At 71.4% G+C, this 25,887-nt stretch carries 23 protein-coding genes and 1 riboswitch; of the genes, 15 read left to right on the top strand and 8 right to left on the bottom strand.

Going from position 1 to position 25,887, the window contains the following annotated elements; all coding sequences use genetic code 11:
• The first annotated feature begins 236 nt into the window (after nucleotides 1–236).
• The 4 genes from ACGH2B_RS13390 to ACGH2B_RS13375 all read left to right on the top strand — a co-directional run bounded on the left by ACGH2B_RS13390 (nucleotide 237) and on the right by ACGH2B_RS13375 (nucleotide 5,489).
• The gene (locus tag ACGH2B_RS13390; protein WP_399088357.1) at nucleotides 237–761 is read left to right on the top strand and encodes a GNAT family N-acetyltransferase; all 525 of its coding nucleotides are present in this window, start codon (nucleotides 237–239) and stop codon (nucleotides 759–761) included.
• A 181-nt stretch (nucleotides 762–942) separates the two neighbouring features.
• A complete protein-coding gene (locus ACGH2B_RS13385) occupies nucleotides 943–2,427 on the top strand; it encodes a serine hydrolase domain-containing protein (RefSeq protein ID WP_399088355.1) in 1,485 nt (494 codons plus the stop codon).
• Nucleotides 2,428–2,698: 271 nt separating this feature from the next.
• Nucleotides 2,699–3,835, top strand: a complete 1,137-nt coding sequence (locus tag ACGH2B_RS13380; protein ID WP_399088353.1) for a pyridoxal-phosphate-dependent aminotransferase family protein — start codon at nucleotides 2,699–2,701, stop codon at nucleotides 3,833–3,835.
• Between the two features lie 868 nt (nucleotides 3,836–4,703).
• Nucleotides 4,704–5,489: a TetR/AcrR family transcriptional regulator gene (locus tag ACGH2B_RS13375; protein ID WP_399088351.1), complete on the top strand. Its 786-nt coding sequence runs from the start codon at nucleotides 4,704–4,706 to the stop codon at nucleotides 5,487–5,489.
• Nucleotides 5,490–5,617: 128 nt separating this feature from the next.
• Here ACGH2B_RS13375 and ACGH2B_RS13370 read toward each other — a convergent pair whose 3' ends face one another.
• The gene (locus tag ACGH2B_RS13370) at nucleotides 5,618–6,070 is read right to left on the bottom strand and encodes a GNAT family N-acetyltransferase (protein ID WP_399088349.1); all 453 of its coding nucleotides are present in this window, start codon (nucleotides 6,068–6,070) and stop codon (nucleotides 5,618–5,620) included.
• 482 nt (nucleotides 6,071–6,552) lie between these two features.
• Here ACGH2B_RS13370 and ACGH2B_RS13365 point away from each other — a divergent pair, with 482 nt between their 5' ends.
• From ACGH2B_RS13365 to ACGH2B_RS13355, 3 genes are all read left to right on the top strand, one after another.
• Nucleotides 6,553–7,188 (top strand): HAD family hydrolase, encoded by a 636-nt coding sequence (locus tag ACGH2B_RS13365; protein WP_399088348.1) that lies wholly within the window; start codon nucleotides 6,553–6,555, stop codon nucleotides 7,186–7,188.
• 470 nt (nucleotides 7,189–7,658) lie between these two features.
• Nucleotides 7,659–9,536, top strand: a complete 1,878-nt coding sequence (locus ACGH2B_RS13360; protein ID WP_399088346.1) for a globin domain-containing protein — start codon at nucleotides 7,659–7,661, stop codon at nucleotides 9,534–9,536.
• 49 nt (nucleotides 9,537–9,585) lie between these two features.
• Entirely contained in the window at nucleotides 9,586–10,410 is an 825-nt protein-coding gene (locus ACGH2B_RS13355) for a pyridoxamine 5'-phosphate oxidase family protein (RefSeq protein ID WP_399088344.1), read from the top strand.
• Nucleotides 10,411–10,576: 166 nt separating this feature from the next.
• Here ACGH2B_RS13355 and ACGH2B_RS13350 read toward each other — a convergent pair whose 3' ends face one another.
• From ACGH2B_RS13350 to ACGH2B_RS13335, 4 genes are all read right to left on the bottom strand, one after another.
• On the bottom strand, nucleotides 10,577–11,056 hold the full coding sequence (locus ACGH2B_RS13350; RefSeq protein WP_399088342.1) for an NUDIX domain-containing protein: 480 nt from the start codon (nucleotides 11,054–11,056) through the stop codon (nucleotides 10,577–10,579).
• A 164-nt stretch (nucleotides 11,057–11,220) separates the two neighbouring features.
• Nucleotides 11,221–12,351, bottom strand: coding sequence for a cystathionine gamma-lyase (locus ACGH2B_RS13345; RefSeq protein WP_399088340.1), 1,131 nt, complete (start codon nucleotides 12,349–12,351; stop codon nucleotides 11,221–11,223).
• The gene (locus ACGH2B_RS13340; RefSeq protein WP_399088338.1) at nucleotides 12,341–12,916 is read right to left on the bottom strand and encodes a low molecular weight protein-tyrosine-phosphatase; all 576 of its coding nucleotides are present in this window, start codon (nucleotides 12,914–12,916) and stop codon (nucleotides 12,341–12,343) included. The genes ACGH2B_RS13345 and ACGH2B_RS13340 overlap by 11 nt, the downstream gene beginning before the upstream one ends.
• A gap of 7 nt (nucleotides 12,917–12,923) precedes the next feature.
• Nucleotides 12,924–13,304, bottom strand: a complete 381-nt coding sequence (locus tag ACGH2B_RS13335; protein WP_399088336.1) for a phage holin family protein — start codon at nucleotides 13,302–13,304, stop codon at nucleotides 12,924–12,926.
• Between the two features lie 45 nt (nucleotides 13,305–13,349).
• On the opposite strand from ACGH2B_RS13335, the gene ACGH2B_RS13330 reads away from it, so the two are divergent.
• The 4 genes from ACGH2B_RS13330 to ACGH2B_RS13315 all read left to right on the top strand — a co-directional run bounded on the left by ACGH2B_RS13330 (nucleotide 13,350) and on the right by ACGH2B_RS13315 (nucleotide 15,996).
• The gene (locus tag ACGH2B_RS13330; protein WP_399088335.1) at nucleotides 13,350–13,667 is read left to right on the top strand and encodes a cupin domain-containing protein; all 318 of its coding nucleotides are present in this window, start codon (nucleotides 13,350–13,352) and stop codon (nucleotides 13,665–13,667) included.
• A gap of 297 nt (nucleotides 13,668–13,964) precedes the next feature.
• Nucleotides 13,965–14,189: a DUF5326 family protein gene (locus ACGH2B_RS13325; protein WP_399088333.1), complete on the top strand. Its 225-nt coding sequence runs from the start codon at nucleotides 13,965–13,967 to the stop codon at nucleotides 14,187–14,189.
• Between the two features lie 501 nt (nucleotides 14,190–14,690).
• Nucleotides 14,691–15,467 (top strand): IclR family transcriptional regulator, encoded by a 777-nt coding sequence (locus ACGH2B_RS13320; protein ID WP_399088331.1) that lies wholly within the window; start codon nucleotides 14,691–14,693, stop codon nucleotides 15,465–15,467.
• Between the two features lie 103 nt (nucleotides 15,468–15,570).
• The gene (locus tag ACGH2B_RS13315) at nucleotides 15,571–15,996 is read left to right on the top strand and encodes an SsgA family sporulation/cell division regulator (protein ID WP_399088329.1); all 426 of its coding nucleotides are present in this window, start codon (nucleotides 15,571–15,573) and stop codon (nucleotides 15,994–15,996) included.
• Between the two features lie 136 nt (nucleotides 15,997–16,132).
• Here ACGH2B_RS13315 and ACGH2B_RS13310 read toward each other — a convergent pair whose 3' ends face one another.
• Nucleotides 16,133–17,515, bottom strand: a complete 1,383-nt coding sequence (locus tag ACGH2B_RS13310; protein WP_399088327.1) for a YibE/F family protein — start codon at nucleotides 17,513–17,515, stop codon at nucleotides 16,133–16,135.
• Nucleotides 17,516–17,584: 69 nt separating this feature from the next.
• A riboswitch (TPP riboswitch) is annotated at nucleotides 17,585–17,740 on the top strand.
• On the opposite strand from ACGH2B_RS13310, the gene thiC reads away from it, so the two are divergent.
• Nucleotides 17,735–19,528: a phosphomethylpyrimidine synthase ThiC gene (gene thiC, locus ACGH2B_RS13305; RefSeq protein WP_399088325.1), complete on the top strand. Its 1,794-nt coding sequence runs from the start codon at nucleotides 17,735–17,737 to the stop codon at nucleotides 19,526–19,528. Its footprint overlaps the riboswitch before it by 6 nt.
• 214 nt (nucleotides 19,529–19,742) lie before the next feature.
• Nucleotides 19,743–19,952, top strand: coding sequence for a hypothetical protein (locus ACGH2B_RS13300; RefSeq protein WP_399088323.1), 210 nt, complete (start codon nucleotides 19,743–19,745; stop codon nucleotides 19,950–19,952).
• 67 nt (nucleotides 19,953–20,019) lie between these two features.
• Here the strand turns inward: ACGH2B_RS13300 and ACGH2B_RS13295 are convergent, their stop codons facing one another.
• Complete coding sequence (locus ACGH2B_RS13295; RefSeq protein ID WP_399088321.1) at nucleotides 20,020–21,180, bottom strand: metallophosphoesterase; 1,161 nt, start codon at nucleotides 21,178–21,180, stop codon at nucleotides 20,020–20,022.
• A 344-nt stretch (nucleotides 21,181–21,524) separates the two neighbouring features.
• Nucleotides 21,525–22,625, bottom strand: a complete 1,101-nt coding sequence (locus ACGH2B_RS13290; protein ID WP_399088319.1) for a LacI family DNA-binding transcriptional regulator — start codon at nucleotides 22,623–22,625, stop codon at nucleotides 21,525–21,527.
• Between the two features lie 407 nt (nucleotides 22,626–23,032).
• Between ACGH2B_RS13290 and hisC the strand changes: the two genes are divergently transcribed.
• Together hisC and ACGH2B_RS13280 are read left to right on the top strand one after the other, a co-directional pair.
• A complete protein-coding gene (gene hisC / locus ACGH2B_RS13285) occupies nucleotides 23,033–24,112 on the top strand; it encodes a histidinol-phosphate transaminase (RefSeq protein WP_399088317.1) in 1,080 nt (359 codons plus the stop codon).
• Nucleotides 24,113–24,377: 265 nt separating this feature from the next.
• Entirely contained in the window at nucleotides 24,378–25,883 is a 1,506-nt protein-coding gene (locus ACGH2B_RS13280) for a cytochrome ubiquinol oxidase subunit I (protein WP_399088315.1), read from the top strand.
• Nucleotides 25,884–25,887: the final 4 nt, after the last annotated feature.

Below are 25,887 nucleotides of genomic sequence, written 5' to 3'. Positions count from 1 at the left end.
GTATCCATCGGTATCCGTCGGCGGTCCCGTCGGCGATCTCGGCGGCGCTCCCGAGTTTCTCGGGAACGGGACGTACGCGGAAACGACCACGGGGTCAGCACCCCCGGAAGGAACGGGAACGGCTGGTCAGCGGGCCTGCCTGGGGCGCCGACCGCGAGATTCCGCAACTGCTGTCCGGCCTCGTCGGCCTCTTGCGGAGCGGCGGGGCCGGGCACCCTGACGACCAGGAATGACACGTGACCTCTTCCTCATCTTCCTCATCGGCCCCCGTGGAGCTGATCACCGACCGGCTCGTTCTCCGGCTCTGGTGTCCGGCCGAGGCCGCCGCGGTGATCGACAACACCGCCTCGCCCTTCTGGGCGGACGGCTTCCCCGCCGAAGGCGACCGCGTGATCGCGGGTCTCTTGGAGCAGGACCCCGGTCGGCTCGACGAGCGATACGGCCAGCGTCTGATCATCGAGCGGGACACCGGCCTGATGGTGGGCTCGATCGGCCTGTTCCGCCCGCCGGGCGAGGGGGCTCTCGAAATCGGGTACGGCATCGTGGCGTCCCGTCGCGGCCGGGGCTACGCCACCGAGGCCGCCGGTGCCTTCGCCCGCTTCGCCCTCACCGCCCCCGGCGTTCACACCGTGTTCGCCGATGTGGAACTGGCGAACCCGGCCTCCGTCCGTGTGCTGGAGAAGGCCGGGTTCCGGCGGTGGTCCGCGGAAGAGGGCATGGCCCGTTTCCGGATCACGGAGGCGGATCAGCACCGGGGGTGATGTGGGGCGGGTGGTTCCTCGGGCCCTTCGCCGGGGGCCTGAGAGCGTCCACGTCCCGGAGGTCAAGGGCAGGTGACCGGATGCCGTCGCGGGGCGGGGTGCCCGCGGCGGATCCGGTGCGGGAGAGTGGGCGGCGGCGGGCGGTTTCGTGTCCGGCGCTCCGCCGCTGCTGAGGAGGAGCATGTCCACCGTGCCGACCGAGAGTTCGCATCCCGAGCCCGCCCGTGCGCCGGGTGTCCAGGACGCGTCGAGCTGCCCCGGGGGTGAGACGTTCGCCGGGCTGTTGCCGGAGACCCGGCGGGAGCTGACGTACCGGCTCGCCGCCGCGCAGCGCGAAGGACGGGCGCCGTCCGTGGTCGGAGCGGTCGTCCGGGGCGACCGCACGGTGTGGAGCGGAGTGCGGGCGGCGGAACCGCCCGCGTCGTACGGCACCGTCCAGTACCGCATCGGCTCGCTGACCAAGATGTTCGTCGCGGTGCTGGTGCTGCGGCTGCGCGACGAGGGCAAGCTGCGGCTGGACGATCCGCTCGGACGCCATCTCGACCGGACCGAGGCGCCCGGGGCGACGGTCGGGGAGCTGCTGGCGCACAGCTCCGGGCTGGCCGCCGAGCCGCGCGGCCCCTGGTGGGAGCGGACCGCGGGCACGCTGCGCCCGGAGCTCGCGGACCTCTTCGGCGGGCATCCGCAGCGGCTGCCGGCCGGTGGGCGCCACCACTACTCCAACCTCGGCTACGCGCTGCTGGGCGCGCTCGTCGAACGGCTGCGGGGCGGCCGGCCCTGGGACGAGGTGCTGCGCGACGAGGTGCTGGAACCGCTGGGGATGACGGAGACGGCGGTGGGGCCGAGGGAGCCGTACGTGCGGGGCTGGGCGGTGCACCCGTGGGCCGACGTGCTGCTGCCGGAACCGGCGCACGACACGGGGCTGATGGGACCGGCGGGCCAGCTCTGGTCCACGGTGGACGATCTGTGCCGGTGGGCGACGTTCCTGCTGCGTGGTGACGAGCGGGTGTTGTCCGCGGCGAGCTTCGCGGAGATGCGGGTGCCCGCGGTACCGCCGGAGGGCGACGACTGGGACGCGGGGTACGGCCTGGGCCTGCAATTGGCGCGGACGGGCCCCCGTACGGTGCCGGGCGGGGCGCCGGGACGACGGCTGCTGGTCGGGCACAACGGGTCGATGCCCGGCTTCCTCGCCGCGCTGTGGTGCGACCCGGACCAGGACCTCGCCGCCATCACACTGGCCAACTGCACGCACGGGCCGTCCATCTCCGGTATCGCCACCGGCCTGCTGGAGACCGTGGCCGACCGTGAGCCGCGCATCCCGGAGCCGTGGCGGCCGCTGTCCGGGCCGTTGGACGAGGAACTGCTGGCGCTCACCGGTCCCTGGTACTGGGGCGCGAAACCCTTCGTACTGCGGCTGCGCGAGGCGCGGTGGCTGGAGCTGACGCCGCTGTCCGGCACCGGCCGCGCGTCGAGGTTTCACGTGAAACCGGACGGCACCTGGACCGGTCTCGACGGCTACTACGCAGGGGAGACGCTGCGCGTGGTGCGCGGCGACGACGGTTCCGTCAGCCATCTCGACCTGGCGACGTTCGTCCTCACCCGGGGCCCGTACGCACCACAGGCACCGGTGCCGGGCGGGGTGGACCCGGAGGGCTGGCGGGTCTGAACGCTCCGGCCGGTGGGGCGCGTCGGCCGGCGAGCCGACCGGGTGGCGTGCCGGGCGGTCGTACGCGGATGCGCCGAGCCGTTCCTGACGGGCGTACGGGCCGGGCCCGGGGCTGGGACTGGGGCCTCGGGTGCGGGCATGCGCGGGGCCGCGCCGGGGCCTCCGGCCGGTGCTCCGGGCCGTACGGCAGGGCCGACGGACCCGGACGTACAGTCGAGCGAGATGTCAGGAGCCGCGCCACCGTGCGGCTCGCTACCGCTGGAAGGCCACTGTGACTGCCGTGACTGCGAATGCCGAAGCCCCGGTTCTGCTGGATCTGCCGCCGCTCGACGCGGCCCGCTTCGCGCGGATCGAGGACAAGGTCGCCGCGCTGATGCGGACCCGCTGCGATGTCGTGGCGATGCAGGGGGAGGCGCTGCTGCCCCTGGAAGCCTGCATCCGCTCGGCGGTACGGCCCGGCAGCACGGCCCTCAACATCATCACCGGACCGTACGGCGAGACCTTCGGCGGCTGGCTGCGGTCCTGCGGGGCCGAGGTGGTGACCGTGACGGCTCCCTTCACCGGCGCGGTAACCCCGGGGCAGGTCGCGGAGGCGCTGCGGGAGCACCCGGAGATCGACTTCGTCAGCCTGGTGCATGCCGAGGCGGCCACCGGCAACACCAATCCGGTGGCGGAGATCGGCGCCGTGGTGCGGGAGCACGGCGCGCTGCTGATGCTGGACGCGGTGGCGTCGGTGGGCGCCGAACCGCTGCTCACCGACGAATGGGGTGTGGACCTCTGCGTCATCGGCGGGCAGAAGGCGCTGGCAGGGCCGGCGGGGGTCTCCGCGGTATCGGTCAGCGCCCGCGCCTGGGAGCGGATCGAGGCCAACCCGCAGGCGCCCCGCCGCTCGTACCTCTCGCTGCTGGACTGGAAGCAGCGTTGGATCGACGGGGGCCGCACCGCGCTGCCGCACGCCCCGGCACAGTTGGAGATGCTCGCCCTGGAACAGGCCGTCGACCGCGTCGACGCCGAGGGGCTGGACGCGGCCATCGCCCGGCACCGCGCGGCGTCCGCCGCCACCCGGGCGGGCGTCCGGGCGCTGGGCGGGCTCACCCCGTACGTGACGCGGGACGAGGACGCGGCTCCGGTGGCGACCACGCTGCGCGCGCCGGACGGGCTGGACGCCGGTGAGCTGGTGGCATCCGCCCTGGCGGCCGACAGCACGGTCCCGGTGCAGGCCGCCGCGGGGGCGCTCGCCACGGAGATGATCCGGGTGAACCACTACGGCCGGGCCGCGGACCTCTCCGTGGTGCGGTCCTCGCTGGCGGCCCTCGCCGCGGGTCTGGAGGCCCGGGGCGCGACGGTGGACGGCGCCGCGGCGGCCGAGGCAGCCGAGACCGCGTGGAGCGGAGTTCTCGGCGGCTGAACCGGGCGGCAGCGGGGCCACGCGAGGTACCGACCGGCGGGCGTCGACGTCGGTGGGCCGCCCCGTAGCCGTCAGAGCGGGCCCGCGAGGAGTTCCGGCTTCGGTGAACCCGAGGGGTGGGGCTGTGTTTCACGTGAAACACAGCCCCACCCCTTTGCGTTGAGGGGAAGTTAGCGAGGGTGCGGAGTAAGTCTCCGAATAACGAGGCAAGTTGACATCTTTGTGCGCCGGGTAGGGGGCGTGAGTGCTCTCGGGGCGGTCGTGGCCAGCCGGTGACCGGGGCGGGGTGGTGGCCCGGCACTGCTGAGGCTCGTGTGCGGCGCCGTTTTCCATGCTCGCGCGCGGTGCGGCTCTTCGTCCCCCTCTCGGAGTTCAGCTCTGCGCCGGTCTCCGCGCCTCGCTTCGCGTCTTTCTCCGTGCCTTTCCCCGGTCTGCGCCTCCCCGCTATGCGCCCCTCCCGCGTCTCGCGCCGCTCTCCGATGCTGCTTGTTCCGCTACGGCGGAGGTATGGCGGGGCGGCGTAACTGCTGCTCAGAAGGTCGCTCACCCGGTCATCCGGGTCCCGCATGGGCGTACTCGTCGCTCCTCACTTCACCGACGCGCTCGTCCCTCCCGGCTCCTTCCACGGGCTCGGCTCCCCTCGTCTCCCATCCGTCCCGCACGTATGCGTCCGGTGTCTGTCACTCCGTTCCGTCGCGCTGGACCGGCGCGACTTCGCGCCGCTCTTCCCGCTCCGTCGCCCACTTGCGTCCATTCGTTGCTCCGTCACAGCCAGGTTTTGTGGCCGGAAAGAAAACGGGTGGTAGACCCCGTTTAAAATGGGGGCTGTTTCCGAGGTGTGCGGGCGCTGCTCGCGGGAGAGGTGCGGATGTCTGGCGGGGGTGCGGGGGCTTCGCGGTCGGATGCCCGGCGTAACCGTGCGCTGGTGCTCCAGGCGGCTCGATCTGCCTTTGCGGAGGGCGGGTTGGTGGTCACGCTGGAGGAGATCGCGCGGCGTGCGGGGGTGGGGGCGGGTACCGTCCACCGCCACTTTCCATCGAAGGAGAGGCTGTTCGCGGCGGCGGTGACGGACCGCATCCGCCTCTTCGCCGACACCGCGCAGGACCTGTCGGACGTTACGGAACCGGGCGAGGTGTTCTTCCGCTTCTTCGCCTCCGTGGCCCGGCTGGCCACGGAGAACCGTGCGGTGGGCGAGGCACTGGAGACGCCGGAGTTGTCTGCCGCCGGCGGTGCGGCGGGGGCCGGGCGGGAGTTCGTCGCGGCCTTCGAGGTCCTGCTGCGACGGGCCCAGGAAGCCGGTGCGGTACGGGGTGACGTCGTGATCGAGGACGTGAGGACGCTGCTGGTGGGGTGCCTGGCGATGGAGCGGCGGCGGGTGGCGGCGGGGGATACGACCGGGGTGCCGGGCCGGATGACGGCGCTGGCGCGCGACGCGCTCCGCCCGGGCCGCACCGTAACGGAACTACCGTCCGCGCCTCGAAGGCGTAACAGCGTGGAGTGCGGTGTCTGCGGCGCTCCGGTGGCAGTGGCGCGTACGGGGCGTCCGGCGCGGTACTGCGGCGGGGCGTGCCGTCAGAAGGCGCACCGCGCGCGGCGGGCCCGGGCGCAGGGGCGGAACGCCGACGCAGCGTCGGCCGGGCGGCAGCGCCCGTAGAGGACCGGCCGTGCGGACCGGCTCTCGCGGACGAGGGCAAGGCGGCGGCCCGGAGCGGCGCGGGGCGGTGCGGGGCGGCGCGGTGCGGGGCGGCGCGGGGCGCCGACAGGGCATCGGCGGGGCGACCGTCAGAGCTGGCGCTTGAAGCCCAGGTGGGAGGCTTCGAAGCCGAGCCGTTCGTAGAAGCGGTGGGCGTCGATACGGGTCGCGTCCGAGGTGAGCTGGACGAGTTGGCAGCCGAGGTCACGAGAGCGGTCGACGGCCCACTCGATGAGCTGGGTGCCCAGTCCGCTGCCCCGTTCCCCGGCGTGGACGCGGACACCCTCGATGACCGAGCGGGTGGCGCCGCGCCGGGAGAGCCCGGGGATGACGGTGAGTTGCAGCGTGCCGACGGTGCGGCCGTCGCGGACCGCGACGACCAGGTGCTGGTGCGGATCCGAGGCGAGGACGTCGTACGCGGAGCGGTACGGGGTCAGATCGTCCGGGGACTCGCGGGTGGCGCCCAGCGGGTCGTCGGCGAGCATCGCGACGATGGCCGGGAGGTCGGCTTCGGTCGCGCGGCGGATCTCAAGAGCGCTCATGCGCGCGACCCTATGCGGACGCGGTACGGAGGCGCGGGCCGGGGAGGCACGAGGGGGCGAGGGGCACGAGGCTTCCAGAGCGGGGACCGGCCTTGGGGCTCAAACATCTGAGCGTGGATTCCGGTACCGGGCCCGGAACCCGGTACCGACGGCCCGCATGCGGCATGCGGAGCCCGGCCGTATCGTCCGCCCGCCCGCCGGGTTCGGCCCGGTCCCGCCGCCGGGGTTTCGGAGCGGGGCCTGCCCTTTCGTCATGGGCCCTCTTTCAGGGGTCCCTTTCCGGGGAATCCCTGAACGGGCCCCTGACTCCGTCTCCGGGATGTTCCTGATCCGTCCCGGAATTCTCCCGGAAATTTCCGTTCAGATGCGGTCCACCCCTGTACGAGGTGGTTGCCCGCGCCGGGAAGTAGGGGTGGGAATGGGGGAGAAGTAGGGGTACTCGGGCCGTGGCGGGGCGGTGCGGAGCGCCTAGGCTCCGCGGCATGGGGAAGTTGCATCTGTTCGATATGGACGGGACGTTGCTCCACGGTTCGGCCGCAGCCGTGGAGATCTCCCGGCTGCTCGGGCTCGACCGGGAGATCGCCGAGCTGGAGCGGGGCTTCGCGGCCGGGGAGCTGACGCCGCCGGAGTTCGCGCAGCGGGCGTGCGACCTGTGGGCGGCGGAGCTGACGGAACCCCTGGTGGCGGCCGCGTTCGAGGGCGCGCCCTGGCTGGCCGGCATCCGGGAGGTCTGGGCGGACATCCGGGCACGCGGCGAGCGGTGCGCCGTGCTCTCGCTCTCCCCCGGCTTCTTCGTGGAGCGGCTGCTGGACTGGGGCGCGGACGCGGCCCGCGGCTCACGCTGGCCCGCGGTGCCGATCCGGGAGCGGGTGGACCCGGCGGGCATCCTCTCCGCGGCGGCGAAGGTCGAGATAGCCGACGAACTGTGCGTGCGGTACGGGCTGACCCGCGCGGACTGCGTGGCGTACGGCGACTCGATGTCGGACAGCGCGCTGTTCGCGGCGGTCCCGGAGTCGGTCGCGGTCAACGCCGATCACCACGTCAGCGGGCTGGCGACTCGGGCGTACACCGGGCGTGATCTCCGGGAGGCATATGAACTCGTCGTCGGCTCTTGGTAATTCGGGATTTCGTGGTGGATTCGCCCGTTGCGCATGATGAATTTTTCCCTCCGACGGGAACCGCGGATATCGGATGCGGCGTGTGGAGGGTGCGCGGGTGTGGTGCAGGAGCCTGGTGTGGAAGGGGCCTTGTGGATTCAACTACTGCCGGTATGGTCGGGGCGGTTCGGCGGCGGCGCGGTGTGAGCGCCCGCGTGACGGGCGCGGAAGCGACGCGGTCCGGCGGTGAAGCGCCCCGCGAAATGATGGCTTCTGCGCGTTTGTCCGTTCCGGCGGAGCGAGAGGTTGAGAGGTATGGAAGGCGCCCGTCTGGCGTTATAGCGGGAATGTGAGTTTTGTCCGTCTTGGCGGGCGTTGCCGGAATGACAGGTGGGGTTGAAGAATTCCGGGGCAGGCTGGGGGAATTCAGGCACGTTCCGACCGGCGGAAAGTGCGACGACAACCGAAAGACGTTCGAGGCGAGGCTAACCATGGACGCTCCGACCACCGCGACGGCCGATAACGGCTCTTCCGGAGGCAGCAGTGGCGATTGGGGCTGGTTCACTCCGACGAAGCCGTCCGACGAGCAGCAGGAGCTGACGGACGGCGCTCACGGCGGACACGACCCCCAGGAGCACGGCGGTATGACGCCGCCGGACCGTGGCGGCATCGGCGACGACGGCTCCCACGGCCATGAGCGCGGACCGGAGCCCGGCCGCGGCGACGGATACGGCGGCGCGGACGCGCACAGCCACGACGCCACGGACGGCCGGCCCACCGGCCGCCCGGCCAGTTGGTTCGACGCCGCCCCCGCGCCCCGGGTGCCCGAGCAGACGGGCGCGACCGGACAGGAGCGCGTCCCCGGCCACCGGCCGAACCCGGTCCGTCCCGTGGGCACCGCCGCCGCCCGGGCGACCGCGCCCGCCCCGGCACCCGAGCCCGTGGCGTTCTCCGCCTTCGGCCACCGCCCGGCCCGCCCCGCACCCGCCACGGACACCTCCCCCGCCCCGGCGGACCGGGCGACCGCGCAGCAACCGGCCCCCGGCCCGGACACGGCCCCGCCCGACGCGACAAGACCGGACCCGACGGCCCCCCTGGGCCCGGCCACCCCCGCCACCCCGGAAGCCGCCGCGCCCGCCACCCCGGCTCCGGCGGCCGCCCCCGCCCCGGCCGCCGCGTCGGCGCCGGAGACCGCGGGCGCCCTGGAATCCTTCTCCTCCACCGTCCCGGAATCCCCCGACGCGGCACTCATCCGGCGCACGCTCACCGAGATCGAGCCGGTCTCCGACAAGGTGACGTCGTACTTCTACGCCGTGCTCTTCGTCCAGCACCCCGAGCTGCGCGCACTGTTCCCCGCCGCGATGGACACCCAGCGCGACCGCCTCTTCAAGGCCCTGCTCACCGCCGCCCGGCACATCGACGACTCCGACCGCCTCACCGCGTACCTCTCACACCTGGGCCGCGGCCACCGCAAGTACGGCACGCTGCCCGACCACTACCCGGCCGTCGGCGAGAGCCTGCTGGGCGCACTCGCCCGGTACGCGACGCTCACCTGGGGCCCGGAGGCCGAGGCCGCGTGGGTCCGCGCGTACACCGCGATCTCCCAGATCATGATCGACGCGGCGGCGGAGGACGAAGCCGTCGCGCCCGCCTGGTGGCAGGCCGAAGTGGTCTCCCACGAACTGCGCACCCCCGACATCGCGGTCGTCACCGTCCGCCCCGACCAGCCCTACCCGTTCCGCGCCGGGCAGTACACCAGCCTGGAAACGCCCTGGTGGCCGCGGGTATGGCGGCACTACTCCTTCGCGTCGGCGCCCCGCTCGGACGGACTGCTGTCCTTCCACGTCAAGGCGGTACCGGCCGGCTGGGTCTCCAGCGCGCTGGTGCACCGCGCCCGCCCCGGCGACGTCCTGCGCCTCGGCGGCCCCGTCGGCTCCATGACCGTCGACCACACCACCCGCAGCGGCCTGCTGTGCGTGGGCGGCGGCACCGGCATCGCCCCCATCAAGGCGCTCATCGAGGACGTCGCCACCCACGGCGTCCAGCGCCGCGTCGAGGTCTTCTACGGAGCCCGCAGCGACCACGACCTCTACGACATGGACACCATGCTGCGGCTGGAACAGTCCTACCCGTGGCTCCAGGTGCGCCCGGTCGTCGCCGCGGGCCCGGCGGCCGGCCGCGCGAACGGCGTCACCGGCGAACTGCCCGACGCCGTACGGAAGTACGGCCCATGGCAGGAGTTCGACGCGTACCTCTCCGGGCCGCCCGGACTCATCCGCAGCGGCGTGGCGGCACTGGTGGGAGCCGGGATCCCGACCGACCGCATCCGCCACGACTCCGTCGACGAACTGGTCCCGGCGGGGGAGTGACGTCTTGGCAGCACACGGTGGACCCGGTGGTCCGCGGGAGGGTCACGGTATGTACGACGCGCGTCCGGGCAGCGACGGGGAGCACCTCGTCCAGCAGCGGCTGGGAACGACCGAGCGGGCGAACCGTTTCTACAGAGACCAGGTCCTCGACCACCTCAACGGCGCCATGCAGGAGTTCGTGGCCCGCCAGGAGATGCTCTTCCTGGCCACCTCGGACCGGCACGGCGAGTGCGACTCCTCGTTCCGGGCCGGACCGCCGGGCTTCGTCCAGGTGCTCGGCGACCGGTACCTCGCCTACCCCGAGTACCGCGGCAACGGCGTCATGGCCTCGGTCGGCAACCTCTCGGAGAACCCCCGCCTCGGCATCCTGATGGTCGACTTCCTCCGGGACCGCATCGGGCTGCACATCAACGGCCGGGCCCGGGTGGTCCTCGACGAGGAGATGCGCCGGCAGTACCCCTGGCTGCCGGCCGACCCCGTCCCCGGGCGGCGCGCCCAGCTATGGGTCGCCGTCGAGGTCGAGGAGGCGTACATCCACTGCGCCAAGCACATACCGCACCTTCAGAAGGTCCCGCGGCAAGAGCGCGGCGCACGCGCCTGGGGCACCGACGACCAGCGGCGCAAGGGCGGCGACTTCTTCGGCGCGGCAGCCGAAGCCGATACCCGCCCGCCGTTCCGCCGCCCCGGCCACGAACAGGAGCACCTGCGCGGCGGCCGCCACGAGGACACCGCCGAGCCCCGGCTGCGCGGTGAGCCCGACGGCCTCGTCGAAGCGCTCAACGAAGGGTTCCAGGGCGAGGTCGAGCGGGTCCTCGCCCGGGCCCGGCAGCGACGCCCCGCCGAGGACCCGGAGTTCCGCGGCTGGTTCGGCTGAGACCGGCCGGCGACGGGACCCCCGGGGCGCACGACACGAGGCGCGCCCCGGGCCCTTTACGCCCCGGATCGCGCTCCGACACCACCGCCCGTACCCCAGCGGCGGCCCGCCCGCCCCGCACCCCGCCCGTCCGGCGACCGGCCCGAAACACCGCGCGGACTCACGATCACCCCAGGTCAGGGGCGTGCATCGCCCGTACGCCCTCGATGTTCCCGTCCAGATAGTGCCGCAGCGAGAGCGGCACGACCTCGACGGAGGCGATGCCCACGCGGGTGAACGGCACCCGCACGATCTCGTACTCCCCGCACGGCTCCTCGACCTCCGGACCGTGCCGCCGGGAGAGATCCATGGTGTCCAGCCGGCAGACGAAGAAATGCTGCACCTTCACACCGTCCACACCGTTGTCCCCGATGTGCTCGACGGTGTCCACGAACACCGGCACGACGTCCTTGACCTTCGCGCCCAACTCCTCGTCCAGCTCACGGTGGAGCGCGTCGGTCACCGTGGCGTCCGTGGACTCGACACCACCACCAGGCGTGATCCAGTAAGGGGCACGGCCCGGCTTGGTGCGCTTGATCAGGATGAGGTCCGCGCCGTCGAGCAGAATCGCCCGGGCGGTCCGTTTGACGACTGGCCGTACGGTCATAGAGGACAGATGCCGCAGCCGACGGCCACCGAAACCCCACCGGAGCCACCGGTTCCGCACCCCCGCGGCGGACGGCCCGGCCCTCCGGCACCACCGAGCCGCGCCCCCGCACGACGATAGCCCCGGCCCGCACCGCCCGCGACGGCGCCGACCGGGGCCGGACCTCACGCCCCGCGCAGCGCCGTATCCAGCGCCCGGCGCACATCCGCGACCAGATCCTCCGGATCCTCGACACCCACCGAGAAACGGATGAAGCCCTCCGGCACCGCGTCCCCGCCCCAACGGGCCCGGCGCTCGGCGGTCGACCGCACACTCCCGAAACTCGTCGCGTCATCCACCAGCGTCAACGCGGCGAGGAACCGCTCGGCGTGCGCCCGGTCCGGCAGCGTGAACGACACCACGTTGCCGAACCGCCCCGGCCGCATCTGCGCCACCGCCGTCGCGTGCGACGGGTCGGACGGCAGCCCGGGATGCCGCACCCCGGAGACCTCCTCCCGGCCACACAACGCCTCCGCGAGAGCCAACGCGCCCACCGACTGCTGCCGCACCCGCAGCGCCAACGTGGCCAGCGAACGGTGCGCCAGCCAGCTCTCCATCGGCCCCGGAATCGCACCGACCGTCTTCCGCCACAGCCGCACCGCGTCCGCCCGCCCCGCGTCACGGGTGGACACATAACCGAGCAGCACATCGCCGTGCCCGGTGAGCGCCTTGGTACCGCTCGCCACCGAGAAGTCGGCGCCCAGATCGAGCGGCCGCTGTCCCAGAGGGGTGGCGAGGGTGTTGTCGACGGCCACCAGAGCACCCCGCTCGTGCGCCGCGCCGGCCAGCCGCCGCACATCACACACGTCGAGCCCCGGGTTGGACGGCGTCTCCAGCCACAGCAGCCGTGCCCCGTCCAGGACGTCCAGCGCCGCGTCGCCCGCCGTCGGCGCGGTACGGACCTCGATGCCGTACCCCTTAAGCCTCTCCCGCAGCGCGGCCAGCAGGTTGTAGCCGTCCGACGGCAGCACCACCGCGTCCCCGGGCCGCAGATGGGAGAAGAGCACCGCGCTGATCGCGGCCATCCCGGAGGCGAACGTCACGGTGTACGCGGGCACATCCGGCGACTCCAGCGTGCCGATGGCCTCCTCCAGCCGCGTCCACGTCGGATTGGCGTCCCGGCCGTAGGCGTACGGACCACCGACGTCGCCGGGCAGATGGTAGTGGGCGGCGAACACCGGCCCGGGCAGGGACGGTTCGTGGGCGACGGGCTCGGGGAGCCCGGCGCGTACGGCACGGGTGCCGTCACCGGTCATGAGCGCTCCTAGGGAAGTCGGGGGCGTCGCCCCCGGAGGGCGGTGGTGCGGCGGCCGTCCCCCGGGCGAGGGCGCCGGAGACCGCCGTCAGCAGCCCCGCGCACGCCGCCTCGACCATCTCCAGGCACGCCGCGAACTCCGCCGGGCCGCCGTAGTACGGATCGGGCACATCGAGCGCCCCGGCCCCCGGCCCGGCGGGATCGTAGGACCGCAGCAGATGGACCTTGGCGGCGTCCCCGGGGCCGGGCGCCATCCGGCGCAGCGCCCGCAGATGCCCGCCGTCCAGCGCGATCACCAGGTCACGGCCGGCGAACCACGCGGCGTCGAAGCGCCGGGCGCGGTGGTCCGCCGGATACCCGGCCGCGGTCAGGGCGGCGACGGTACGCGGGTCCGCGCCCTCGCCCTCGTGCCAGCCGTCGACACCGGCACTGTCGGCCACGACACGGTCCCCGAGCCCCGCCGCGGCGGCCTCGGCGCGGAAGACGGACTCGGCCATCGGCGAACGGCAGATGTTCCCGGTGCACACGAAGCAGACCCGGAACGGACGGTGGGACGTACGGGACACGGGGCGGTCAGTCCTCGTCGGGCAGCATGACGTGCATGGCCCAGGAGACGATCGACACGATCACGCCGCCGAGCACCGCGGTCCAGAAACCGTCGACGTGGAACGCGAGATCGAGACTCCCGGCCAGCCAGGACGTCAGCATCAGCATCAGCGCGTTGACCACCAGCGTGATCAGGCCGAGCGTGAGGATGAACAACGGGAACGACAGCAGCTTCACGATCGGCTTGACGACGAAGTTCACCACTCCGAAGATCAGCGCGACCAATATCAGCGTCAGCGCCTGGTGACCCGTGCTGTCGCCGGTCAGCGAGATGTCCGGCTTGAGCAGGAAGACGGCCACGGCAAGCGCCGCGGCGTTGGCGATCGTCTTGACCAAGAAGTTCTTCATGGTGAGATCGTCCCAGACGAGTCCTGGATGACTGAGGGGTAGGACGTGAAGGCTTTCCGACTGGACGAACTGGAGGCGGAACGGGCCGCCCACGACGGCGCGTATCTGCAGTTCCTCAAGGAACGGAACATGTCCGTCGGGCTGTACGCGCTCGACGCCGGCGACACCGACCCCCAGCAGCCGCACCGCCAGGACGAGGTCTACCTCGTGGTCAGCGGCCGGGCCGCGATCACCGTCGGCAGCGAAACCCGGTCGGTCGCCCGCGGCAGCGTGGTCTACGTCCCGGCCGGCGTCCCCCACAAGTTCCACCACATCAGCGAAGACCTCAGGGTCATGGTGGTGTTCTCTCCCCCCGAAAGCTGAGAGCGGCCCCCGGAACCCGTAAGGGTCGGCTCAGGGATACCCCAGGGACGCACCGCCCCCACAGCCCTCCCCACCCCCCTAGCATCGTGAGTGAAGGGGGACGCAGAACCCGAACCGGCACGGAGCGGCACCACACACTCCACCGCACGGCAAGGGCGAAGCGGACCATCTCCGGTCAACGGCAGTTCCGGATACGGCAGCAGCAGTACACAGCAGCGGTTGACGACGGCAGGGTCCGGCGCGGTGCACGGCAGGCCGCGCCGGGACCGCCGCGGACACAGAAAGCAGGGCAGAGCAGTGGCAGGTAAGGGAATATTCGCGGGGCTTCCGTGGTGGGTGACCTGGGTCGTCGTACCCGTGGTCCTGCTCGTCGTCTTCGGCGGGCTGATCGCCAGCGCGGTCGGTTTCCTCATCGGCCTGCTGTTCAAGATCCTCATCGCGGCGGCCCTCATCGCGGGCGTCATCTACCTGGTGCGCAGGTTCAGCGGTTCCTCCACGACCTCATCCAAGAGCGACTGGTAACCGCACCGCGACGGCAACCGACACCGCCGTCCCCGCTCGCCGCCGACGCCCCGCTCCTTCCCCCTGGAGCGGGGTGCGGTCGTATCGGGGGCCGTGCCGGGGGGCGGCACTGCGGTGCGTCGAAATGAGTGCTGTGCCGCGGTGAGTTGAACATCGGGGGCGAGGGGTGGGGAGGGGAGGGGGGAGGGGGCCCCAGAAGCACAGCGAACCCATAACCCGCCCCTTCACCCCCCCCGCCATCCCACGCCCCTCCCACCACGTCCCGGTCAAGAAGTGCGCCAGGTGAGTTAACTCCCAGGCCATTCGGGTTACCACTTGGTTGCACCGCGTTAGAGTGCCGTCGCAGGCATCTTCCGGATGTTGACGTTCCGGAAAATAAGCGACCGAGGCGACACCGCGGCCCGGATGTCGCGGACGGGGCCCTGGAAGACGCGCGCGACGCGGGAACGATCCCGCGCCCGGGGCTCTGTGTCCCGCGGGCGATCGGACTGGGGGTTGAGGTTGGCGGCCGCGAGTGACGAATCCATTTCCCACCCCACGTTGATCGGTTCGGTCCAGCGCGCCCTGCGGCTCCTCGAAGCGGTCGGCGCACACCCGGAGGGCGCCCCGGCAAAACAACTCGCCCGGGAGGCCGGTCTGCCGCTGCCGACCACGTACCACCTGCTCCGCACCCTGACCCACGAGGGCTATCTCCGCCGGTGCAACGGCGTCTTCGTCTTCGGGGCGGCCGCGGACGCCCTCGGACGGGCGGGCGGGCAGCGGCACCGGCGGCAGGAACTCTCCACGGCGCTGTCCACGCTGGGTGAGCGGCTGGACGCCGCGGTCTACTTCGCCGTCTACCGCGAGGGGGAGGTGGAGGTGGTCGCGGTCGGCGGCACACCGGACCGTCCACCGGTGACGGAGTGGGTCGACTTCCGCACCGCCGCCCACGCCCACGCGATCGGTCAGTGCCTCCTGGCGCAGCTCGACCCGGCCGCTCGCAAGGAACATCTCTCCCGCTATCCGGTGAAGTCCATAACCCCTTTTTCCGTGCGATCCAAGGACGATCTGCTGCATCGTTTGGATACGGTGCGTCGCGGTCACGTCGCATATGAACAACAGGAATATGCCCTTGGCACGGTTTGCTCCGCGATTCCCATCCAGGTCGGATCCGCCGCCGCGGCGCTGGCGGTTTCTCTTCCCGTCGAGGAACTGCACCGATTGCGCTCCGTCACGGCGCGGCTACGGAAAATGGCGGAGGCGACACTAACGACACTCGCCTTCTCTATCAGTATCTGAAAACTCACTCCTTGTGATCTGCTGGCACGTGACAGACGATGGCGTCAATAGGGCTCCGGGGGACGAATCCCGGCCATCCCGATCTAGTGCGGGGCAGTGGTTGATGACCGACACAGTTCAGGCAGAAGTGATCATGAGCTTCCTCGTTTCGGAGGAACTCGCCTTCCGGATCCCGGTGCAGTTGGACTTCGACAGCGCCGATCCGTATGCCGTCCGCCTCACCTTCGACCTACCCGGTGATATGCCGGTCACCTGGGCCTTCAGCCGTGAGCTGATGCTCGACGGACTGAGCAGACCCTCCGGCGAGGGCGATGTACGCATCGAACCGGTCGCGGGCGGCCATCTCAGCGATGTCTTCATCAGCCTTCAAGTGGGCTCCGAGCGCGCGCTCTTCCGCGTCAGCGCCCCTCCCCTGGTGGCCTTCCTCGACCGTACGGACCGCCTCGTGCCCCTCGGCGCGGAAGAGGTCTGCGACACCCTCGACGCCGTACTGGACCGCATCCTGACCGAAGCGTCGAAGGCGGGCTGACCCGCAGGCCGCGGGTGGCTCACCGCCCGCGCTCGGCCCGGACGACCCTGTCCCCCGGTGGTCCGGGCCGAACGCGGTACGGGCCCGGCCGCCCGGGCCCGCACCACCGGCAGCGCGACGGGTTTCCGGCGGCGCCTCACGCCCTGCGGCGCCGCCCGCGTGTCCCGCGCCCGGCGCGCCGCGCGGCCGCCCGGCCGCCGGTCGGTGGAGCGTCCGCGCCCCGGCCGGCCGCTCCGTTCCCGTCCCCCGGAGTGTCCGGCCGCCCGCGGTCGGCCGAGACGACCAGCGCGGCCAGCAGCGTGGTCAGCGGCACCGACGCGACGAGTCCGACGCTGCCGACCAGCGTCCGCACGATCTCCTCGGCCACCACCTCGCTGCCCGCGACCGCGCCCATCCCGCTCCGCGCGATCGAGAAGAGCAGCATCAGCGGCAGCGCCGCGCCCGCGTAGGCGAGGACGAGGGTGTTCACCACCGAGGCGATGTGGTCCCGCCCGATCCGCATCGCCGCGCGGTACAGCGTCCGCCAGGACGCCGACGGATCGGCCTCCTTCAGCTCCCACACGGCCGCGGTCTGGGTGACCGTCACATCGTCGAGCACCCCCAGGGAGCCGATGATGATGCCCGCCAGCAGCAGACCCCGGATCTCGATGTCCGGGTAGAGCCCGTGGACCAGCCCCGTGAAGTCGTCGGTGTTGCCGGTCAGCAGCGCCCAGCCGATGAAGACCGAGCCGAGCACCCCGATGAGCAGCAGCGAGGCGAGGGTCCCGAGGACGGCGACCGAGGTTCTGGCCGTCAGCCCATGGCACATGTAGAGCGCGATCAGCATGATCGCGCTACCGCCGACCACCGCGACGACCAGCGGGTTCGAGCCCTGGAGGATCGCCGGCAGGATGAACAGCGTCAACACCCCGAAGCTCGCGACCAGCGCGACCAGCGCCAGAATCCCGCGCAGCCGTCCCACCACGACGACGGCGCCCGCGAAGATCGCGGCCAGTACCCACATCGGCACCGTCCGGTCGACGTCGTTGATCGAGTACTGCAGATCCCACGGCGCCTTGGGGGAGTACGCGACCCGGACCTCCTGCCCGGTGGTGTAGTGGCGCAGCGCGTCCGGGGTGACGACCGTGTCGAAGGTCCGGCCGGTGTTCTCACCCGTCGTCACCTTCACCGTCGCGACTTCGCACGGGCCCTTGGCCTTCGCCGGGGGCCCGCCCGGCTGCTCCCCCGGGGCAGGCTGCTGTTCGGCGTGCACCTTCGCGCAGTCGACCTCGGCGACCTTGATCACGCGGGCTGATTCCTGGGGCTGGTCGAAGCCGACGCCGGACGGTTTGTGGCCGGGGGCGCCGCCCGGCCACAGCACTGCCAGTCCGACCACGACGGCGACCGCGAACGGGATCAGCACCGCGGCGATGACCTTCCGCAGATGTCGGGAGACGGGGGCCGCCGGGCCGTGCCCGTGCCCATGGCTGTGGCCGTGGTGGGAGGCGGTGGCGGAGGAGGACGTGTCGATGCCGGTCACCGCCCGATCATCGCAAGAAGCACGGGCCCCCTGGCCACCTCGGCGTACCGGCCGCTACCGTGGTGCCACCTTTGCAATCGCGGGAGCTCGGAGCACCGGGCTGAGAGGGCGCTGACCTTCGTCCCGGCGGTGTTTCACGTGAAACACCGCGGACGGAAGCCGCTGCGTCGACCGCCGAACCTGTTACCGGGTAATGCCGGCGTAGGGAGTTGGGTCTTCATGACTCTGCAGGATGCACGCACGCCCGAAAACGGCGAGTCCGGCCGGGACGGCTCCGTCAAGGAGATCGGCTGGCACAAGGGCTACGTCGCCGGATCACGCCCGGACCTGCGGGTACCGGTCCGGCGAGTGCACCTCACCAACGGAAAGGACGTGACGCTGTACGACACGTCAGGTCCGTACACCGATCCCCAGATCGACACCGATGTCCGCCGTGGTCTGGCACCGCTGCGGGAGAACTGGATCATCGCGCGGGGCGACACCGAGGAGTACGCGGGCCGCCCACCGCGCCCCGAGGACGACGGTCTCAAGCACACCTCACCCCGCGGTGGCCTGCGGAATCTCGATGCGGTCTTCCCCGGGCGGCCTCGCCAGCCACGGCGCGGGCGGGACGGCGTGGCGGTCAGCCAGCTCGCCTACGCGCGGCGCGGCGAGATCACCGCGGAGATGGAGTACGTCGCGGTCCGCGAGGGGGTGACACCCGAGTTCGTCCGTGACGAGATCGCGGCGGGCCGGGCGGTGCTGCCGGCGAACGTCAATCACCCGGAGATCGAGCCGATGATCATCGGCAAGAACTTCCTGGTGAAGGTGAACGCCAACATCGGCAACTCCGCGGTCACCTCGTCCATCGAGGAGGAGGTGGAGAAGATGACCTGGGCGACCCGCTGGGGCGCCGACACGGTCATGGACCTCTCCACCGGCCGCAACATCCACACCACCCGCGAGTGGGTGCTGCGCAACTCCCCGGTGCCGATCGGCACCGTCCCCCTCTACCAGGCGCTGGAGAAGGTCGACGGCAAGGCCGAGGAGCTGACCTGGGAGATCTACAAGGACACCGTCATCGAGCAGGCGGAGCAGGGCGTCGACTACATGACGGTCCACGCCGGTGTGCTGCTGCGGTACGTGCCGCTGACCGCCCGCCGCAAGACCGGCATCGTCTCCCGCGGCGGCTCGATCATGGCCGCCTGGTGCCTGGCGCACCATCAGGAGTCATTCCTGTACACGCATTTCGAGGAGCTGTGCGACATTCTCGCGTCGTACGACGTGACGTTCTCGCTCGGTGACGGGCTGCGCCCGGGCTCGATCGCGGACGCCAACGACGAGGCGCAGTTCGCGGAGTTGCGCACGCTCGGCGAGCTGAACAAGATCGCCAAGGCGCACGGTGTGCAGACGATGATCGAGGGCCCGGGCCATGTCCCGATGCACAAGATCAAGGAGAACGTCGACCTTCAGCAGGAGATCTGCGAGGAGGCGCCGTTCTACACGCTCGGCCCGCTGACCACGGATATCGCGCCTGCCTACGACCACATCACGTCGGGCATCGGCGCCGCGATGATCGCCTGGTGGGGTACGGCGATGCTCTGTTACGTCACGCCCAAGGAGCATCTGGGGCTGCCGGACCGCGACGATGTGAAGACCGGCGTCATCACGTACAAGATCGCGGCGCATGCGGCGGACCTCGCCAAGGGGCACCCCAGCGCTCAGGAGTGGGACGACGCGCTGTCGGACGCCCGCTTCGAGTTCCGCTGGGAGGATCAGTTCAATCTGGCCCTCGACCCCGACACCGCGCGGGAGTTCCATGATGCGACGCTGCCCGCGGAGCCGGCGAAGACGGCGCACTTCTGCTCCATGTGCGGGCCGAAGTTCTGCTCGATGAAGATCAGCCGGAGCATCACGGAGCAGTTCGGCGGCGAGGACGGTGCCAGTCCCGAGGAGATCGAGGCGGGCATGCTGGAGAAGTCCAAGGAGTTCGCGGCGGCGGGCAACCGCGTCTATCTGCCGCTGGCCGACTGACCTTCCGTCCGCGGCGCGCCGGGGCCACCGTCGTGGGTGGCGTCGGCGCGCCGCGCCCGTTCACGGACACTTCCCGGTTGCCGCCCCGTGCGCTGCCGTTCCGTAGGGCGCGCCCAGGGGTTGTTACGTTGGCCGTTCGTATCCCGCCGTTCCGGTTCGCCGCCGGTGAGGGCGGCACGGGCGCACAGGGGTGGGAAAGATGAAGTGGGCGGGCGTGAGCTGGTTCCTCCAGCACACTGGGAACTTCGGCTTCAGCAAGGGGGCGCTGCCCGGTACGGTCGGCGCGGTCTTCGTGCTGTTCATCGCGGTCGTCGTGGGTTTCGCGGCGCACCGCGTCGAGCGCGTCCGCCGTATCCGTCACGCGCCGGTCGCCCTTGCCGCCACCGTCTTCTGCGCCGGGATGGTCTGGCTCGCCCTCACCTGATCACCGCCGGAGGAGCGTGCCTCCGGTACGGCGTCCGGCGTCCCTCGGGTGCGCCGGACGCCAATGCTCAGGAGACCAGCGGGAGTTGGGTGACGAGGAGCTTGCCGGCCATGGTGACGCCGCCGTCCATCGCGATGGCCAGGCCGTCGGCGTAGACGTGCGGGCCCTCGACGGCGACCTGCTCGCCGTCGCTGTCCTCCGTGCCGACCTCGCCCAGCAGGTACGGGATCGGGCTGTGGCCGTGCACGACGCGCGTACCGCCGTAGGTGTCGAGAAGGCGGCGTGCCGCCTCGGCGCCGGAGTCGTCGCGGAACGCGAACCGCTTGGTGAACTTCCGGAAGAGGTCCCAGACTTCGTCGGCCTCGCTGCGGGTGAGGACGTCGTGGACGGTGTCGTTGACCGCCTCGATCGAATCGCCGTACTCCAGATACGCGGTGGTGTCGGAGTGCACGAGCAGATGCCCGTCCTCCTCCATGACGGCGTCCAGGCGGGCCATCCACTGGAGGTGGTGGTCCTCCAGGCGGTCCATGTCGGTCTTCTGGCCGCCGTTGAGCAGCCAGGCGGCCTGGAACGACGCGGTGCCCGCACCCGACTGGACGGGGGTGTCACCGAACCGCTTGGCGCCGAGCAGCAGCAGCTCGTGGTTGCCCATGAGCGCCTTGCAGTAGCCGCCGGCCGCCGCCGCCTCGGCGGAGAGCTGCATGACGAGGTCGATGACGCCGATGCCGTCCGGGCCGCGGTCGGTGAAGTCGCCGAGGAACCACAACCGGGCGTTGCCCGCCGCCCAGCTTCCGTCCGCGTCGATCAGGCCCTCGGCGGTCAGCGCCTCGCGCAGCTCGTCGTAGTAGCCGTGCACATCGCCGACGACGTAGAGCGGGCCGGGGCCGGCGGTCGTGTCGCCCTCCGGCTCCGGGGTGGGCAGGAGTTGCGCGGCGGGCTGGTCGATGAGGGTGTCCGTGCGGGCTGCCGGGCCGATGACCGGGAGGTCGCGGGCGGTCGGGGTGTACCCGTCGGGCAGCTCGGCGGGGAGCGGCGCGGGTGCGGGCGGCGCCGGGGCGGCGGGCGGCGCGGGTGCCGCGGGCGGCGGTGCGGGGGCGTTGTCCTGCGGCGGTCCGAGGGGCGCGCCGTCGAACGGTCCGGGCGGCGGTGAGGACGCCGGAGTGTGTGCCGCCATGGTCCACGCCATGGGTCCCTGACCGGCCCCCTGAGTCATTGACCCCTCCACCATCGCGCCGCCGTGTACCTCTCGGACCTTTGCCTGGTCGACGGCGGTCCGCGGTGTCGTTCGCCCATCATAGGAACGCTGCTCGCGGGTTGTGACGCACCAGGGGGTGGTCAATCCGCCGGAGCCCGGCGTTCCCGGACGTTTTCTCCCGAGATCAACCCGTTTTTTCCGGGCGCCGGAAGGCGCCCGCTCACCGCCGGGGCGTGCGCCCCGCCGATTCCGGGAGCGTACCCGCCGAGCGGCCCGTGATCACGGCCCACGGCGGACAAGTGCGGTGCCGTCGCGCCGGGGCGCGGCCGAGGGGACACCGTACGGCGCCCCTCGGCCGCCGTACGGACGCGGGCCGGTCAGTCGCCGGACGGGCCGCGCGGCGGGCTGACGGTCGTGCGGGGCGAGCGCCGCTGGGACGACGTCCGCACGATCAGGTCGGTCGGTATCACCTGCTCGACGGGGCCCTCGGTGGCGATCCCCTCGATGGCGTCGATGAGGATCTGGACGACGGCGGTGCCGATCCGGCGGGGCTTGAGGGAGAGCGTGGTGATCGGCGGTTCGGTGGTGGCGTAGACGGTGGACTCGCTGCAGCACACCAGCAGCAGATCGTCCGGTACGCGCAGGCCGTAGCGGCGTGCGGCGGCGAGCAGGTCGGTGCCGTTCGGGTCGAAGAGTCCGTAGACGGCGTCGGGGCGGTCCGGGCGGGCCAGCAGCCGGTCGGCGGCGACGGCGCCCGCACAGGGGTCGTGCGCCGGGTAGGACTCGTAGACCGGGTCCTGGCCGACGCGTTCGCACCACTGGAGGTAGGCGGTGGTGGACAGGCGGGTGTAGGTGTCGGTCGTGGTGCCGGTGAGCAGGCCGATGCGGCGGGCGCCGGCCGCGGAGAGATGGTCGAGGAGGCCGAGGACGGCGGCTTCGTGGTCGTTGTCGACCCACCCGGTCACGGGCAGTGAGCCGCCGGGGCGGCCGTCGGAGACGACGGGGAGGCCGTGGCGGACGAGTTCGGTGACGACGGGGTCGCCGTCGGCCGGGTCGATGACGACGGTGCCGTCGAGGGCGACGTTGGACCACACGTCGTGGCGGGACGTCGCGGGGAGGATGACCAGCGCGTAGCCGCGGGCCAGGGCGGCGGAGGTGGCGGCTCTCGCCATCTCCGCGAAGTACGGGAATTCGGTGAAGGTGAAAGGTTCATCCCCGTACGTGGTCACGGTCAGGCCGATCAGCCCGGACTTTCCGGTACGGAGGGTGCGGGCGGCGGCGGACGGGCGGTAGCCCAGCCGGTCGGCCACTTCGCGGACGTGGCTGCGGGTGGCGTCCGGGAGCCGGCCCTTGCCGTTGAGCGCGTCGGAGACGGTCGTGATCGATACGCCGGCCGCGGCGGCCACATCCCGGATGCCCGCCCGCCCCAGCCGGCGACCGGTCGACCGGCTCACCTGGTGGTTCCCTGCTGCTGTCATGGCGAGCCGATAGTAGGGCTCGGGAAGCCCATCGGAGGGGATCGCCGGACCCGCTGGTGAAGGAACATTTCTGCAAGGTGATGCACCGTCAATTGGCATGCAAAAGAAGGTAGTTAGTGGTCTCTCTGATGCTTAGCTGGGCTGGTGTGGGTGTTCGCCTGGCGATGTTCCCAGGTCTCGAAGAGGTCTCAAGTCACCTTCACGAGGGACGCGCGCCACGGAGCGAGCCACCGGCGCACAGCGGCGGCTAGTGCGCCCCCCTGTGCGGCCGGGCGACGGGCCGTAAGCGATCAAGGGGGGTGAGGGCGGGCGTCCGAAGTGGCTTCGCGGGGGCTGCCGCCCGATGGGGGAATCCTCATAAGGTGTGCAGTATTCGAGTTGAACGGGACGGTCGAGGAGGACCTGCGGTGAGCGAGAAGACCCCGAAGCTGCGTCCGGCGCTGGACGGCATCCCCACCTACAAGCCCGGCCGGCCGGCGGCGTCGGACGGGCCGGTGGCGTACAAGCTGTCCTCCAACGAGAACCCCTATCCCCCGCTGCCCGGGGTCCTGGAGCGGGCCGTCGAGGCGGCGGGTGCGTTCAACCGTTACCCGGACCTGGCCTGCGCGGGGCTGATGGCGGAGCTGGCGGACCGGTTCTCGGTGCCGGTGGAGCATCTGGCGACCGGCACCGGCTCGGTGGGCGTGGCGCAGCAACTGGTGCAGGCCACGGCCGGGCCGGGCGATGAAGTGATCTACGCCTGGCGGTCGTTCGAGGCGTACCCGATCGTCACCCAGGTCTCGGGTGCCACCCCGGTGCAGGTCCCGCTGACCTCCGGTGAGGTGCACGATCTGGACGCGATGCTGGCGGCGATCACCGACCGGACGCGGCTGATCTTCGTCTGCAACCCCAACAACCCCACCGGCACCGTCGTGCGCCGGGCGGAGCTGGAGGCGTTCCTCGACCGGGTGCCGGACGGCATCCTGGTGGTGCTGGACGAGGCGTACATCGAGTTCGTCCGCGATCCCGAGGTGCCGGACGGTATCGATCTCTACCGGGACCGCCCCAACGTCTGTGTGCTGCGGACCTTCTCCAAGGCGTACGGCCTGGCGGGGCTGCGGATCGGGTTCGCGGTGGCGCACGAGCCGGTGGCGGCGGCGCTGCGGAAGACGGCGGTGCCGTTCGGGGTGAGCCAGCTCGCGCAGGAGGCGGCGGTGGCGTCGCTGCGTAGTGAGGCGGCGCTGCTGGAGCGGGTCGAGGCGCTGGTCGTTGAGCGGACCCGGGTCGTCGAGGCGCTGGCCGCGCAGGGCTGGGAGCTCGCGCCGACCGAGGCGAACTTCGTCTGGCTGCGGCTGGGGGAGCGGACGGCGGAGTTCGCCGCGGCGTGCGAGCGGGCCGGTGTCGTGGTGCGGCCGTTCCCGGGTGAGGGTGTACGGGTGACGATCGGCGAGAGTGCGGCGATGGATCTGTTCCTGGGGGTCACCGAGGAGTTCCGCAAGACGCTGTGACGGAGTGATTCGGCCAGGAGGCCGCGGGTCCGCAGGGGCCCGCGGCCTCCTGTGTTTTCCGGGTCGCCTCGCGGGTGGACGTGGTGCGGAGGTGGCGCCGGGTGCGTGATCGCGGTCACGCACCCCCCGTCCGAGCGGGCCCCGGCCCATAGGAGATAATGCTTGTGAATGTGAACGCGTTCACAAGCGCGCCGTTTATGTCCCGCTTCACTGCGTGCATAAAGGGCAAAAGCCGTAGGGAAACGGCGACGTAAGGAGAACCGACGTGGAGCTGGCGTTGGCGCCAGAGACCTTGGCGCGATGGCAATTCGGCATCACCACCGTCTACCACTTCCTCTTCGTGCCCCTGACGATCTCCCTCGCCGCCCTGGTGGCCGGGCTGGAGACCGCATGGGTGCGGACCAACAAGGAGAAGTACCTTCGGGCCACCAAGTTCTGGGGCAAGCTTTTCCTGATCAACATCGCGATGGGCGTCGTCACCGGCATCGTCCAGGAGTTCCAGTTCGGCATGAACTGGTCCGACTACTCGCGCTTCGTCGGTGACATCTTCGGCGCGCCGCTCGCTTTCGAGGCGCTCATCGCGTTCTTCTTCGAGTCCACCTTCATCGGACTGTGGATCTTCGGGTGGGACAAGCTGCCCAAGAAGATCCACTGTTTCTGCATGTGGATGGTCTCGATCGGCACCATCCTGTCGGCCTACTTCATCCTCGCGGCCAACTCCTGGATGCAGCACCCGGTCGGCTACAAGTACAACGCCGCCAACGGGCGGGCCGAGCTGACCGACTTCTGGAAGGTGCTCACCCAGGACACCACGCTGGTCGTCGTCTTCCACACGCTCACCGCCGCCTTCCTCACCGGCGCCGCGTTCATGGTCGGCATCTCCGCGTACCACCTGATGCGCAAGAAGCATGTGAAGGTGATGCGGACGTCGCTGCGGCTCGGGCTGGTCACGCTGGTGATCGCCGGGATGCTCACCGCGATCAGCGGCGACTCGCTCGGCAAGGTGATGTTCAAGCAGCAGCCGATGAAGATGGCCGCCGCCGAGGCGCTGTGGGACAAGGAGGAGCCCGCGCCGTTCTCCGTCTTCGCCTACGGCGACGTCGACAAGGGCCACAACAAGGTCGCCATCGAGATCCCGGGTCTGCTCTCCTTCCTCGCCCACAACGACTTCTCCTCGCCGGTGCCCGGCATCAACGACGTCAACAAGGCCGAGCAGCAGCGGTTCGGACCGGGCGACTACCGGCCCAACATCCCCGTCGCGTACTGGGGTTTCCGCTGGATGATCGGCTTCGGGATGACGTCGTTCGTCATCGGGCTGGCCGGGCTCTGGCTGACGCGGAGGAAGTTCTGGCTCGCGCCGGGGCTGCGGACCGGGGACGAGGAGCCACCCCGGCTCGCGCTCACGAAGAACACCGCGCTCGGCGCCCGCCTGACCAAGTGGTACTGGTCGCTGGCGTTCGTCACCCTCGGCTTCCCGCTGATCGCCAACTCCTGGGGCTGGATCTTCACCGAGATGGGCCGCCAGCCGTGGGTCGTCTACGGCGTGCTGCGCACCTCCGACGCGGTCTCCCCCGGGGTCTCCCAGGGCGAGGTGCTCACCTCGATGATCGTCTTCACCGCGCTCTACGCGATCCTCGCCGTCGTCGAGGTGAAGCTGCTGGTCAAGTACGTCAAGGCCGGGCCGCCGGAGCTGACCGACGACGACCTCAACCCGCCCACCAGGATCGGCGGCGACTCCGACGCCGACCGGCCGATGGCCTTCTCGTACTAAGGAG

Source organism: Streptomyces sp. BBFR2 (assembly GCF_044497305.1).
Lineage (GTDB): Bacteria > Actinomycetota > Actinomycetes > Streptomycetales > Streptomycetaceae > Streptomyces.
Note: the sequence above shows the minus strand (reverse complement) of the source record. Positions and strands in the feature narration are given on the sequence as shown.